Source organism: Mucilaginibacter ximonensis (genome assembly GCF_042686265.1).
In the GTDB taxonomy this organism is placed as follows: domain Bacteria; phylum Bacteroidota; class Bacteroidia; order Sphingobacteriales; family Sphingobacteriaceae; genus Mucilaginibacter; species Mucilaginibacter ximonensis.
In genome coordinates, this window is record NZ_JBHUPD010000001.1 from 306,913 (window position 1) to 320,523 (window position 13,611).

Annotated in this window: 10 protein-coding genes; 5 read left to right on the plus strand and 5 right to left on the minus strand. The window is 43.1% G+C overall.

All coding sequences use genetic code 11. From position 1 onward, the window contains the following. Positions 1-147 precede the first annotated feature (147 nt). From ACFS5N_RS01455 to tgt, 3 genes are read right to left on the minus strand one after another with little or no spacing between them, the layout of a single operon-like run. Positions 148-1,056, minus strand: a complete 909-nt coding sequence (locus tag ACFS5N_RS01455) for a DMT family transporter (RefSeq protein WP_377181470.1) — start codon at positions 1,054-1,056, stop codon at positions 148-150. Next, positions 1,056-2,156, minus strand: a complete 1,101-nt coding sequence (locus tag ACFS5N_RS01460; protein WP_377181472.1) for an LptF/LptG family permease — start codon at positions 2,154-2,156, stop codon at positions 1,056-1,058. Before ACFS5N_RS01460 ends, ACFS5N_RS01455 begins: the two co-directional genes overlap by 1 nt. Then, complete coding sequence (gene tgt, locus ACFS5N_RS01465; RefSeq protein WP_377181474.1) at positions 2,156-3,286, minus strand: tRNA guanosine(34) transglycosylase Tgt; 1,131 nt, start codon at positions 3,284-3,286, stop codon at positions 2,156-2,158. The genes ACFS5N_RS01460 and tgt overlap by 1 nt, the downstream gene beginning before the upstream one ends. A 234-nt stretch (positions 3,287-3,520) precedes the next feature. On the opposite strand from tgt, the gene ACFS5N_RS01470 reads away from it, so the two are divergent. The 5 genes from ACFS5N_RS01470 to rsmG all read left to right on the plus strand — a co-directional run bounded on the left by ACFS5N_RS01470 (position 3,521) and on the right by rsmG (position 10,868). Further along, entirely contained in the window at positions 3,521-5,926 is a 2,406-nt protein-coding gene (locus ACFS5N_RS01470; RefSeq protein ID WP_377181476.1) for an ABC transporter permease, read from the plus strand. 9 nt (positions 5,927-5,935) lie between these two features. Continuing rightward, positions 5,936-8,314, plus strand: a complete 2,379-nt coding sequence (locus ACFS5N_RS01475) for an ABC transporter permease (protein ID WP_377181478.1) — start codon at positions 5,936-5,938, stop codon at positions 8,312-8,314. A gap of 220 nt (positions 8,315-8,534) precedes the next feature. Further along, the gene (locus tag ACFS5N_RS01480; protein ID WP_377181480.1) at positions 8,535-9,656 is read left to right on the plus strand and encodes a glycosyltransferase; all 1,122 of its coding nucleotides are present in this window, start codon (positions 8,535-8,537) and stop codon (positions 9,654-9,656) included. Beyond that, complete coding sequence (locus ACFS5N_RS01485) at positions 9,647-10,252, plus strand: RNA polymerase sigma factor (protein ID WP_377181482.1); 606 nt, start codon at positions 9,647-9,649, stop codon at positions 10,250-10,252. Before ACFS5N_RS01480 ends, ACFS5N_RS01485 begins: the two co-directional genes overlap by 10 nt. Continuing rightward, positions 10,242-10,868, plus strand: coding sequence for a 16S rRNA (guanine(527)-N(7))-methyltransferase RsmG (gene rsmG, locus ACFS5N_RS01490; protein ID WP_377181484.1), 627 nt, complete (start codon positions 10,242-10,244; stop codon positions 10,866-10,868). Before ACFS5N_RS01485 ends, rsmG begins: the two co-directional genes overlap by 11 nt. Before the next feature lie 52 nt (positions 10,869-10,920). Here rsmG and ACFS5N_RS01495 read toward each other — a convergent pair whose 3' ends face one another. Further along, positions 10,921-11,265, minus strand: coding sequence for a hypothetical protein (locus tag ACFS5N_RS01495; protein ID WP_377181486.1), 345 nt, complete (start codon positions 11,263-11,265; stop codon positions 10,921-10,923). 143 nt (positions 11,266-11,408) lie between these two features. Next, on the minus strand, positions 11,409-13,562 hold the full coding sequence (locus ACFS5N_RS01500) for a TonB family protein (RefSeq protein ID WP_377181488.1): 2,154 nt from the start codon (positions 13,560-13,562) through the stop codon (positions 11,409-11,411). Positions 13,563-13,611 lie beyond the last annotated feature (49 nt).

Consider the following 13,611-nt stretch of genomic DNA (forward strand, 5'->3'; position numbering starts at 1 on the left):
GTATATAGAGGTGGTTTTTTCGCAGAGTGCCCTAGAGGGGCTTAAAATGCGTTTAGAGCATAATTGGTTTTATCCCCTACCCTCGGGTAGATGGGCGAAGCTAGTAAGAAATGGTTGGTAAAATGAGCGGATTTCGGATTGAAAATACTAGGCTTTTCTACGCTTTTGGATCTGCGTTTTGACCACCGGAAACAGGAAGATAGTCGACAAAATAATAACTGCACCGGCCCAGAATCCAGGTGTCATTTTGTTCATGTCGCCAAAGAAAACGAACGACAAAAGAATGCCGTAAACCGGCTCAAGGTTGGTGATGAGTGCTACCCTGAAAGCCGAAAGTTCGCGCATAACCGACACGCCGGCTACGTATGCCAACGAGGTGCAAATGGTCCCCAATATCAGTAAATACCCGATGTCAGACGGTTTTAATAGCATGCTTTTATTAAATCCACCAGTAAAAAGCAGGTACAATGAGCACCAGAAAAGCGCGCCCAGCAGCTCAAAAAATGAGATCACCGCAGGCTCAATTTGCTTAACTTGCCGGGAGTTTATGATGGAAAAAGTAGAGGCAAACAGAGCGCTTAACAGACCCGCAATGATACCCTTAGTGTATTGAGTTTCGAATTTGAAGATTAAATATATGCCCAAAATGATCAATAATCCGGCGATAATTTCAAGTTTTGAGATGCGGTTTTTGTTAAAAACCGGCTCTAAAACTGCCGTAAAAAGCGTCATAGATGACAGGCAAACTAACGTAACTGGTACGTTAGATAACTTTATAGATGCAAAGAAAAGTATCCAGTGACCACCTACCAAAGCCCCTGTAAAGAACAATTTCAGGAAATTTTGACGGCCGATTTTGAAATCTGTGCGCCTGAATTTAAAGTATAAGAAGAGAGAAATTAGCGCTATTAGCACCCTGAACCACACCAACTGCACCGCAGAAACACTAATAAGGGCCCCTAAAATGCTCGTAAAACCCCATATAAATACCGTAAAATGGAGTATCAGTAAGTTTTTGTTCAAATATTCGATTCTCGCAGGGCCTGTTTTTGGCATTATTTAGGTGCTTTATACAGTAAATATGCCCCAAATACCCCGAATATTACGTTCGGTAAACCCGCCGCGACAAAGGAATTGAGGCCGCTTTTTATGGCAAAAACCAGCGCAAACTTATCGACGACAATGTAGGCAAAACACAGAAAAAGGCCTATCCCCAGCGGTAAGCCAATGCCCCCGCGCACCTTCCTGGACGAGATGGAAACCCCGATTAGGGTGAGAACAAACGCTGCAAAAGGGTATAGCCAGCGGCGGTATTTTTCGTAGGTCATGTCCTTTAAATTGCCGGCTCCGCGTATCTTTTCCTTCTCGATATTGCGGTTTAATTCGCGCATTGACATGGCAGAATACACGTTGTCATGCGCCTCAAAATCGCTTGGGTAAAGCTCTAAAGTAGTATCTTTTTGTGGTTGGTTCATCACCAATTTTTCGCGCAAACCGTTCACATAACGTACCGAATAATCACGCAAGGTCCACTTCTTTTTCACGGTATCGTATACTACTGTACTGGCAATTGTACGCTCTCTGAGCTTGTCGCCATCAAACTTTTCGAGCACAAACTGGTACCCGGTATGCGACTGATTATCGTATGAATCTACATAAACATAAGTACGGTTGTCAAGCTTTAAATGCACCTGGCTTTTCTGCTCGTTACCGTTAAAATCGTTATTGTTTTCAAAGGTTACTTTGAGGTGATTGGTATACGGAATGACAAATAAATAGCCTATCAGCCATACGATAAATATTAAGCTTGAAGCTATAAAATAAGGGCGCAAAAAACGGTTAAAGCTGGCTTTTCCACTCAAAATCGGGATGATTTCCGTCTGGTTGGCCATCTTCGCGGTAAAGAAAATTACGGCCAGAAACACAATGAGCGGGGCCAGCAGATTCATGTAAAAAGGTATGAATCCGGCATAGTATTTAAACACAATATCCTGCAAAGTATCATGGTGGGTGAGGAAGTTGTCGAGGTGTTCTGATACGTCAAAAACCACCGAAATGCCAATTACAATACCCAGGGTAAATATAAAGGTGCCCAGGAATTTCTTGATGATATACCAATCAATTATCGTTATGTATCGGTCTAAAAAGCGCTTCATTATAGTCGTTGTGCAAGGCGGTTTACCATGGTTTTTTTCCAATCATAAAACTCTCCGCTCATAATTTTATTGCGGGCCTCTTTAACCAGCCACAGGTAAAAATGCAGGTTGTGCAGGGTAGCAATCTGGGCTCCCAGCATCTCGCCGCTATGTATTAAATGGCGCAAATAGGCCTTGGTATAAAATCTGTCGGTTGCCAGATCGCTGTCATCTTCAATAGCCGAAAAGTCGTTTTTCCACTTTTCATTTTTGATGTTAATGATACCGTTTTTGGTAAATAACATACCGTTGCGGGCGTTACGCGTCGGCATTACGCAGTCAAACATATCAATCCCTAAAGCTATATTTTCCAATATATTAACCGGTGTACCTACACCCATTAAATAACGTGGTTTTTGCTCAGGCAATATGTCGCACACTATTTCTGTCATGGCATACATTTCTTCAGCAGGTTCGCCTACTGAAAGGCCGCCTATAGCGTTGCCTTCGCGCTCGAAAGAGGCGATAACTTCGGCTGATTTTACGCGCAGATCTTTATAAACCGAGCCCTGCACAATAGGGAAAAGTGTCTGGCTGTAGCCGTACTTTGGCTCAGTGTTATCAAACCTTTCGCAGCATCTTTTGAGCCAGCGATGGGTCATTTCGATCGACTTTTTGGCGTAAATGTAGTCGCACGGATAGGGCGTACATTCATCAAAAGCCATGATAATATCGGCCCCTATGGTACGTTGAATATCCATTACATTCTCGGGGGTAAACAGGTGTTTTGACCCGTCGATATGCGAGCGAAAGGTCACGCCTTCTTCCTTAATTTTGCGTACTTCGCTCAAACTATAAACCTGGTAACCGCCGCTATCAGTTAAAATAGGTCCGTTCCAACCGTTAAATTTATGTAGTCCGCCTGCGCTTTCCAGCACGTCAAGCCCAGGGCGAAGGTATAAATGATAGGTATTTCCAAGGATAATTTGGGCCTGGATATCGTCTTTCAGCTCATGCTGATGAACCGCTTTTACTGTCCCCGCGGTACCCACCGGCATAAAAATAGGGGTTTGTATTGTACCGTGATCAGTAGTGATTTCGCCCGCGCGGGCTTTTGAAAGCTTATCTTGTGCTTGTAATTTGAATTTCATTCGTGGGTGCAAAGTTAGTCATTTTTGTGCTTCGCGCGTTACTCGGCGTTGTGTCACTGATCATTAGCTTACAGCCGCTATGTTAATGGTGTTCATTATACCAATACCGAACAATTTTCTGTATCAATACCGAACAACCCATATTTTTGATGATTATTTAACTGTCTGATAAACAGTATGATAAATAAAAGGCATGTAGTTGGTTTAACGCAAATAATAAATTGCCAACATATCATGATCAAAACATACGTTAAAATAGCCTGGCGCAGCCTGCTTCGGCATAAAAACTACACCATTATTAATGTTACCGGTTTAACGGTGGGTATAGCCGCCTGCCTCCTTATATTTTTGGTAGTGCGTTATGAGACGAGTTTTGACGCTTTTCATCAAAAAAAAGATCATATATACCGTGTAATTGAAGTAAACACGAAGCCGCAATTAAGTTATAGCACCGGTGTGGCCTTCCCAATGCCCCAGGCACTCCGTGCCGACTTTCCGCAATTGTCAAAAGTGGCTACCATATTGCGAAACGAGGGTTTCTTTTTCAGCGTGGGCGAAAAGAAATTTAAAGAAGATGAAACCTACTACGCTGAACCCGAGTTTTTTGACATGTTTGATTTTAAATGGTTGGGGGGCGACAAAAAAACTGCTTTAGCCGAGCCTAACGCTATTGTTCTTACCCGCGGAGAGGCGGAGCGCTTTTTTGGCGATTGGCACAACGCTATGGGCAAAACAGTTAAGTATAAAAATAAAACTACCATGCGGGTAACCGGTATTTTAGATAATATGCCTGCTAATACCGATTTCCCTTTAAAGGCGGTGATCTCTTATATCAGTATGCGCTCAAAAGGCGGTGAGAATTATGAAGCCACGCAGAATTGGGGTGTTACTTTTGGCGAAAACTATTGCTTTTTGGTGTTACCCGACGGCACAAGCGTTAACAGCTACGCAGGGCAATTAAATGCTTTTATACAGCGGCATAGCCCTATTGATTATAAAAAAGGCTTACGTATGCAGTTACAGGCGCTTACGGCAATGCACTATGACAGCCGCACGGATATTTTTACCGCCCGCCATTTTAGTAAACAGCTTATCAATGTAATCAGCATAATTGGCTTGTTCCTGGTTATTATTGCCTGCGTCAATTTTATCAATCTGTCAACGGCACAGGCAGTTACGCGGTCTAAAGAGGTGGGCGTACGCAAGGTATTAGGAAGCGGAAGGCAGCAACTGGCGCTTCAGTTTATCAGCGAGACAGCTATTATTACGCTTGGTGCCATCATATTATCAATGGTAATCAGTTGGTTGGCATTACCCTTTGTGAATACTTTGCTTGAAACAAACCTGACGCCGCAATTGGTATTTACCCCCGTGGTATTTGCTTTTCTGGCTCTGGCATGGGTGTTAGTTACTTTGCTGTCAGGTTTATATCCGGCTTTGGTTTTATCGGGTTTTAACGTGGTGGCGGCTTTAAGAAATAAGCTTTCAACTGCAAATACCGAAGGCCTGTCGTTACGCAGAACATTGGTTGTTTTGCAATTTTGCATTGCCCAGGTGCTTATAATAGGTACGCTGGTTATGGTGTATCAGCTCAATTATTTCAAAAACAAATCATTGGGCTTTAATAAAACGGCAGTAGCGGCGGTAAGCATACCGGGCGATAGCGCGAGCCAAAGTAAATATAATTACCTCAGAGCCGAGCTGCAGCAGCAGCCGGGTATAAAGGGAATGAGTTTTAGCAGCTATAGCCCTGTTGACGAAAACGCCTGGTACACAGGTATTCATTTTGACCACGCACTTAAAGAAACCGACTTTGGCGTTAGCCTGAAATGGGCCGATGCCGATTTTTTTAAGCTTTATCAACTGCATTTCATCGCAGGTAAACCTTATACAGCCGCCGATACAGTTAACGGCTATGTGGTTAATGAAACCCTGGTAAGGAAAATGGGTATCACCGATCCGCAACGCGCTATTGGTAAGTATGTTGGCTTATGGAATAACAGATATTTAGATGCACCTATTGTGGGGGTGGTGAGCGATTATCATGTCGGCTCATTCAAAGACGCTATAATGCCCGTGCTGATGGCCGCTAAAAAGAATGCCTATGGCGTACTCAATATTAAGATAGATGAGGCAAATATGAAACAGACGCTATCTGTGATTGAAAACAAGTGGACGGCAACTTTCCCCGAAGCCTTGTACGAGTATCATTTTATTGACGATCAGGTTGCCCGCTTTTATAAGACTGATAATCAGCTGACTTTATTGTACGAAGTGTTTGCCGGCATAGCTATTCTTATTTCATGCCTGGGTTTGTTTGGATTGGTATCTTTTATGGCAGTGCAGCGCACGCGCGAGGTGGGCATTCGCAAAACCCTCGGCGCGTCGGTTGGCCATATTGTGTATTTGTTTTCAAAAGAGTTTACTTTACTTATAATCGTAGCTTTTGCTATTTCGGCGCCGTTGGGTTGGTATTTAATGAACAAATGGCTTCAGGCTTACGCATTTCGTATTAAGCTGGGGCCTGAGGTATTTGTTTTGGCGATGGCTTTGTCGGTAGTTATCGCCTGGTTAACAGTGGGGTATAAGGCAGTACAGACCGCGTTGATAAGCCCGGTTAAAAGTTTAAAAAGCAATTAATTAAGAGCCATGATCAAAAACTTTTTCAAAATAGCCTATCGTAACCTGTTGCGTAACAAGGGCTTTTCGTTCTTAAACATTACCGGGTTGGCTATTGGTATGGCTGCTGCGATATTGATTTTGCTTTGGATACAAAACGAAGTGAGTTATGACCGTTTTCATGAAAATAAGGACCGCATTTATGAGGTATGGAACCGCTTAACTATGGATGGTAAGATAAACACCGGTAATTCGGTGCCCGACCTGGTTGCCCGTGCCGCCGAGAAAGATATTCCGGAGGTTGAGCGCGCCGTCAGGATCAAGGATATCAATAACTTACTGTTTACGGTAGGCGATAAAAAGCTCAGCATATCAGGTGGTTTGGTCGATACCGGATTTTTGCAAATGTTTAGCTATAAAATGCTGAAAGGCGACCCAAAAACGGCACTGAATGATAGGCATTCCATAGTGCTGACAGAGAATGTTGCTAAAGCTTTGTTTGGCGATGAGAACCCGATTGGGAAAATGATCAATATCGAAAATAAAGACAATTTGCTGGTGACGGGAGTGCTCAAAAATATGCCGCCAAATACCCGTTTTGCTTATGATTATCTGATACCGTGGGCATATATAAAGGTAGACAAAGCGCAGGATCTGGGCTGGAACAACAACAGCACCGCTACCTTTATTATGTTAAAAAAGAACGCCAGTTTTGCATCGGCATCGGCCAAAATAAGACCACTGAAGCAGCATTACAGCGATGAAGCGCGGCAATTGAAATGGACGTATTTTCTGTATCCGATGGAGCGCTGGAGGTTGTATTCGAGCTTTACCGATGGGGTCGAAGATGGTAACGGGCGCATTAAAACGGTCAATTTATTCAGCATTATTGCGGGTTTTATATTGCTGATTGCTTGTATAAACTTCATGAACCTAAGCACAGCCCGCAGTGAGAAACGTGCCAAGGAGGTAGGTATACGTAAAGTTGTTGGCGCAGGTAAAGGCTCATTAATCGGTCAGTTTATAGGCGAATCAATATTTATGGCCCTGCTGGCCGGCATTATTGCGATGTTGATTGTATTTGGTACTTTGCCCGCCTATAACCGGTTTACACAGAATAATTTATATATTGATTATAGTAGCCCGAATACCTGGGCGGCCTTTGTAGGTTTTATATTATTTACGGGGATTTTGGCCGGTAGCTATCCGGCGTTTTTCTTGTCGGCATTGCGGCCGGTTAAGGTTTTAAAGGGCACGTTTAAACGCATTAATGCCTTGATAACACCGCGTAAAGCCTTGGTGGTTTTGCAGTTTACCTTCGCTATAGTGTTGATTACTTGTACCATTATCATCAAACAACAAATAGACTATGCGCGTGACCGCGAAACGGGATATAACCGCGACCACCTGGGTTATTACTTTATGACTGGTGATATTCCGCAAAATTATGCGGTGATAAAGAATGAGTTATTGTCGCAAGGTATAGCTACATCGGTTACTAAAACCAACTCGCCGCTTACTGAGCGCTGGAGCGACGGATGGGGCCAAAATTGGGAGGGTAAGGATCCAAATAACAAGACATCATTTGACCGGTATATGGCCGATGAGGGCCTGGGCAAGACCGCCGGACTGCAATTTGTACAGGGGCGTGATTTTAATTTAAAAGAATTTCCGACTGATTCTACCGGCTTAATTATAAATGAATCGGCATTAAAAATCATGAAATTTAAGGATCCGATTGGTAAAAAAGTGAGCGATCTGGGTGTTGACTGGCACATCGTTGGGGTAATAAAAGACTTTATTTTAACCAGTCCGTACGAGCCAACGCGGCCCATATTAATATGGGGAGCTAAGGGTGGTTTTATGTCATTTAATACAATACAGATCAAACTCAACGGCAAAAATTCAACAGCCGATAACCTGAAAAGAGCCGGGGTGATCTTTAAAAAATACAATCCGAAATACCCTTTTGACTTTAAGTTTGTGGATGAAGCCTATGCCAGGAAATTTAACAATGAGCAGCGCCTGGGTACTTTAGTAGCGCTGTTTGCCGGCTTAACCATCTTTATTTCATGCCTTGGTTTATTTGGTTTAGCCGCCTACACGGCAGAAAACCGTATAAAAGAAATCGGCGTACGTAAAGTACTGGGGGCATCGGTAGCGGGTATTACCACTTTGTTATCAAAAGAGTTGATTACACTGGTGATGATTTCCTTTGTCATAGCCTCGCCGATAGCCTACTGGGGTATGCATAAATGGTTGCTTAATTACAGTTACCGCGTTAGCATAAACTGGTGGATATTTGTTATTGCCGGTGGTTCGGCGATATTGATTGCGCTATTGACTGTAAGTTATCAATCGGTAAAGGCAGCCTTGGTGAATCCGGTTAAAAACTTGCGGGCGGAGTAGGCATCAGTTTCGCTGTCATTCGTCATTTCGCTTCGCTGTCATCTGTCATTGAAAGGTGAAATTTCTGCCGATTTTTTACACCTTATCTATAATGTATAGAATTCGGGTATTTTCTAGCCGACTAGTTATGAATGACAGCATGGCGTAGTGACGTGCAAAGCACATAATGACTAAAAAAATGTGCCATTTTTTTAGCAACTTTGCCCGACATTTTTAACGCGTGTTGGAGACATATATTCGGCTTACTTTATTTGTTTTGTTTTTGCTGGTGTTTATTATCCAGCTCTACTATCTTATCAGCAACTATAAATCATTGTCGGCTTATGAGGTTACTGATGAGCAGCCCGATGTTAAAATACCGGTTTCGGTAGTGATAAGCGCGCGTAATGAGGCTAAAAATCTGACCGAAAATCTGCCTTATATATTGGAGCAAGATTATCCTGATTTTGAAGTTGTAGTGGTGAATGACTGCTCTTACGATAACTCGGACGAGGTATTGGAGGCTATGCAAAAGCAGTATCCGAGGCTTAAAGTAGTCACCATAACTGAGCACGAGCGCTTTAAAACCGGCAAAAAATTCGCCCTTACCCTGGGGATCAAGGCAGCGAAAAACGAGCACCTGTTGTTCACCGATGCAGATTGCAAACCTGCATCTAAACATTGGATAAGCCGTATGGCCTCACGCTTTACAGGCAAAATCCAAATAGTTTTGGGGTACTCGCCATACTATAAGACCACTGGTTTTTTGAATGCCATAATTCGGTTTGAAACCTTACGCACTGCCATAAGTTACCTGTCGGCGGCTTTAAATGGCAACCCTTATATGGGCGTAGGCCGTAATTTGGCGTATACTAAAACTTTGTTTTTTGCCAACAAAGGTTTTGCCTCGCATATGCATGTATTATCGGGCGACGATGACCTGTTTGTGAATCAAAATGCTACATCAACCAATACTGACATCGAGATACATCCGGATAGTTTTGTATATACCGAGGCCAAATCAAGTTTTAAATCACTTTATCGCCAGAAAAAAAGACATATGGGCGTGGGTAAAATATATAAACCCGCACACCAGCGCATGATAAGTTTTGAGGTATTAAGCGGGCTTTTATTTTATCTGCTATTTATTTGCTGCTTAGCATATTACTTTGAACCGTTATTGGCACTTGGTTTGTTCGTTTTTAGATGGATTGTTCAAATACTGGTTTTTCGCAAAACTTTTAAGAAATTAAATGCGATGTCACAGATCTGGTATTTGCCTTTTCTTGATTTTGTTTACTACATTTATATCAGTTTTTTTGGCCTGGTAGGCACCTTCGTAAAAACGACCCAATGGAAATAAATTCCAATTTTACCGAGAACGCAAAGAACGATTTTCACCTGGTAGTTAAGGCCCGGGAGGGGAATCAAAAAGCGTATGCCGACCTGATGCAACGCTATAAAGATTCCATTTATTTTATGGTTTTGAAGATGGTGAACAATAAGGAGGACGCTATGGACCTTACTGTTGAAACCTTTGCCAAAGCCTTTGAAAAGCTGGATAAATACCAACCTGAATTTGCCTTTAGCACCTGGCTTTTCAGGGTAGCAACCAATAATTGTATCGACTTTATCCGCAAGAAAAAGCTGCATACAACCTCTATTCATGGAATGACTGATGACGAAGGTGAAGAAATGCCGCTGCAGATAAAAGCTGATACACTGAACCCCGAGGAGTCGTCTATCAAAAAACAGCAGACGGAAGAGCTTAAGCTGCTCATACAAACCTTGCCGCTACGTTATCGTAACCTGATCACGCTACGCTATTTTGACGAATTATCGTACGAAGAGATTGCCCAACAACTCGACTTACCTTTGGGTACGGTGAAGGCGCAGTTATTCAGGGCCAGGTATTTGCTTGGTAATATCATAAACCGTTTAGACAGGGATGACATCTGAACAACTTTTTACTTATTTCCCCAACCTTACCGACATACAGAAGCAGCAGTTTGAACAACTGCCCGCATTGTATGAATTTTGGAATAACCAGATCAATGTAATATCCCGCAAGGATATTGACCAGCTTTTTGAACGTCATGTATTGCACTCATTAGGGATAGCCAAAGTGATGCCTTTTTTACCGGGCGAAAGCGTACTTGATGTAGGCACAGGCGGTGGTTTTCCGGGTATTCCGCTTGCCATCATGTTCCCGGAAACTCAATTTTACCTGGTTGATTCAATTGGCAAAAAGATCAAAGTGGTACAAGGTGTGGCCGATGCCCTGGGCCTTAAAAATGTGCGAACCGCCCATTCGCGCGCCGAGCAGATCAACGAGCAATTTGACTTTATCGTATCGCGTGCGGTAACACGCCTGGGTGAATTTTACCCGTGGATAAAAAATAAATTCAGCAAAAACTCCAGGAACAAACTGCCCAACGGCATTTTATACCTTAAAGGCGGCGATTTGGCCGAAGAGATTGCCGAGTCGGGCCTTAAGGTTACTCAATATCATCTGAAAGACTATTACTCCGAAGAGTTTTTTGATACCAAACAAGTTATTTATGTAAAAGGATAGTTCTTTCTACCCCGTAAGTAAAAAAAGAGACGCAACATCGGCGTCTCTTTTTTTATGCCCCCTCATTGCCGCCAACGGGTGGGGGCGGAGGTGTCTTCTTTTTCTTAATCAGGTCGATAGGGTTTGGCGGCGGCGGTGGCATGCGTGGGTCGTCAGGCGTTATCGTATCGTCCTTGGCCGATTTGTCTTTCCTGGTTTTAGCCTTTTTATCGCTTGTCTTTGTTTTCTTTTTAAAAGGATTTAGCTTTTCAAGCAATTCGCCCGGTGGTGGTGGCGCTTGTGGCGGCGGCGGAGCCTGGGCAAAAGCACCCACTGCGCCAAAACTTAACACGCCGGCCAGCAAAACTTTTGCTGTAGATTTTTTGAAGGATCTTTTTTTGTCGGTACGCATAGCCATTGGTTTAAAGTGATTACTTTATTAATAACGCAATTAAACATGGTTTGGTTTAATAAAAAAATAGCCCGGCAAAATGGCCGGGCATTTTTTATGGAGACAGGTGTAGGTTTGGATATCTTAAATTTGCGAATGTTGTCGTTCGCTTATTTTTGTTCAGTAACGGGGATTACCTTAGTAACCGTGATCTTTATCGGTTTCTCTTCACCCCGGGCTAGTTCGCCAACATAGCCATCCTTTTTAAAGCTATTGCTTACTATTGGCCTGGTACCGTTAACTGCATTACAAAATACAATGGCAATGGTGTGTTGCCCGGCTTTGTCGTTGATGGTGCCGTTAAATGACTTTATTGCGTCTATGGCTGCGTTATCAAAATCTTCGCCGCCGGTTTTAGCTATGCCAACGTTGCTGATTGTCCCTTTATCATCAAGATCAAATTTTGCCAGTACTACCGCAGTTTTACCGTCTGTCTTTGCCTGTGCCGGATATTGAAGCTCGTTGTAAACATGGTCGTAAAAATCTTTGGTGTAAGGTGCGTTCAAATAGGAGTTTACCGTCATGGAGACCCAACGATATTTGTTGCCATCTACCGGAGGCAACCAGCCCATAGCGCCATTTGAATTTGAGGGAAACACATAGCCATATTTGTCCTTCAGTACTTTTGTATCTTGGTCGGTAATTGTGTTTTTATTATAGTATAAAGCGCTGCCGTCTTTCAGATATATCCAGGTCCAGTCGCCGCCTGCTTCGTCAAACTCGTAGCCTGTGAGTGTTAACTTAGCTTTATAAGGCGAATCAGTAATTGCCACGGCGCCAGCAGGGTCGGCCATGTTAGGGAACTTATAATTGAAAATATCGTAATTGTCAGTAAAGAAATAAACGGCTATTTTTAAATATTTTCCCGCGTCGTCATTGACAGTGCCTTTATAATTTTTAAAGGCATCAAGTGCCAGTTTATCTAATTTATCGCCGGCGCTGATCTCAATTTTAGGTTCGGTAACCTTAAGGTCTTTATCCAGCGTAATACCAACCACAACCATCCCGCCTTTATCATCGGCAGCGGGTTTATAGATAATGTTTTTCCGCAGGTAATGTGCCAATACGGTATAGCCGCCGTCATAAACAAACGGAGGTAATGGTTTGTCTTTATTGGTAATGTTTGCTGCAGGTTGTGTAATTACTTTAAATGTTGGTGCAGCGTTATTGCTATCAGGCAAGGTGGTTTCAATTTTTACCGGTTGTATTACATTGCCGGCGTTTTGCTGAAACTGTGCTGCCGGTTTAGGATGAACGATTTTATTCGTAAAAGCCTTCACCGCTTTTACCGGGTCCAGATCGATAAAATTATAGCTTTTAGTAAATGCCAGTGTTGATACACAAAGCAGTGCAGCGCAAATAGGTGCGGTTACCAGGTATTTCAGCCTTGCTGAATTGCCTGAGCGTTTTTGGTTTAGCATAGTGATACGTTTTTTTAACAGGTTGTAGTTGAAAAAAGAATGGGTTATAGGTGAGCCGCCAACACCATGAGCGGTGCTGACTAAAAAGGAGGCATAAGTGTAGGCGTCATTTTCATGCGATGCGGTGTGTTCATCGGCAATGTATTCGTGTACTGTTTTGAGGCTGTTTTGCAATAAATAAACAAACGGGTTGAACCAGTTAACAATTTTTAGCAACTCCAGGAAGATCACGTCTGCCGAGTGTTTTTGCCGGATGTGTACCAGCTCATGCGTAATGATAGTATTGGTAGCCGGAGCGTTATCGCCCAAAAACAAATAATTGAAAAAGGAGAAGGCGATATTGGTACCGGGCAGTTGCACAATTTTATAACGGCCGTGTTTCACGCTCACGGTGCCTTGCGTGAGCAATAACAGCGAAATTAACCGCACTATCAGCATAACCAGTAAAACGGCCGAACCTGCTAAATAAGCATACCATAAGTAATCAAATAAGCTTAACTGCGGTTTTACGACAGGTGCAGCTGCGGTTATGGCAGGTGCTTTTGGCTGGGCTGCGTATGCAGATGTTTGGTAATCATTTACCGTTTGCAGTTGCATCTGCATGGGCGTTTCTTGTACAGCTTGCGCAGGCATGGCGTACACCACCGGCTTTTCAATAGCTTGTACCTTGGTTTTCAGAGTGCCGATTTGCAGCACAGGCAAGGCAAAAGCAGCTACGCAGCTAAACAGCAAATAAGTGCGGTTAAGCTGATAATGGGTCTCGCGGCTCAGCAGCAGGCAGTAAGCCAGGTAAAAGACAGCCAGGTATAAGTTAGCTTCGGCCAGATAGTGTAACCAGTTCATACGGTTTAATTTAAGTGAGATAGGTTTTTGTATAAGGTTTAGGTTGTGA

What these genes read in the sequence shown, in the direction of transcription:
- ACFS5N_RS01495 (WP_377181486.1), bottom strand. Translation starts at nt 11,265, where the DNA reads ATGGCTATGCGTACCGACAAAAAAAGATCCTTCAAAAAATCTACAGCA.
- ACFS5N_RS01455 (WP_377181470.1), bottom strand. Translation starts at nt 1,056, where the DNA reads ATGCCAAAAACAGGCCCTGCGAGAATCGAATATTTGAACAAAAACTTA.
- ACFS5N_RS01475 (WP_377181478.1), top strand. Translation starts at nt 5,936, where the DNA reads ATGATCAAAAACTTTTTCAAAATAGCCTATCGTAACCTGTTGCGTAAC.
- ACFS5N_RS01485 (WP_377181482.1), top strand. Translation starts at nt 9,647, where the DNA reads ATGGAAATAAATTCCAATTTTACCGAGAACGCAAAGAACGATTTTCAC.
- ACFS5N_RS01470 (WP_377181476.1), top strand. Translation starts at nt 3,521, where the DNA reads ATGATCAAAACATACGTTAAAATAGCCTGGCGCAGCCTGCTTCGGCAT.
- tgt (WP_377181474.1), bottom strand. Translation starts at nt 3,286, where the DNA reads ATGAAATTCAAATTACAAGCACAAGATAAGCTTTCAAAAGCCCGCGCG.
- ACFS5N_RS01500 (WP_377181488.1), bottom strand. Translation starts at nt 13,562, where the DNA reads ATGAACTGGTTACACTATCTGGCCGAAGCTAACTTATACCTGGCTGTC.
- ACFS5N_RS01460 (WP_377181472.1), bottom strand. Translation starts at nt 2,156, where the DNA reads ATGAAGCGCTTTTTAGACCGATACATAACGATAATTGATTGGTATATC.
- rsmG (WP_377181484.1), top strand. Translation starts at nt 10,242, where the DNA reads ATGACATCTGAACAACTTTTTACTTATTTCCCCAACCTTACCGACATA.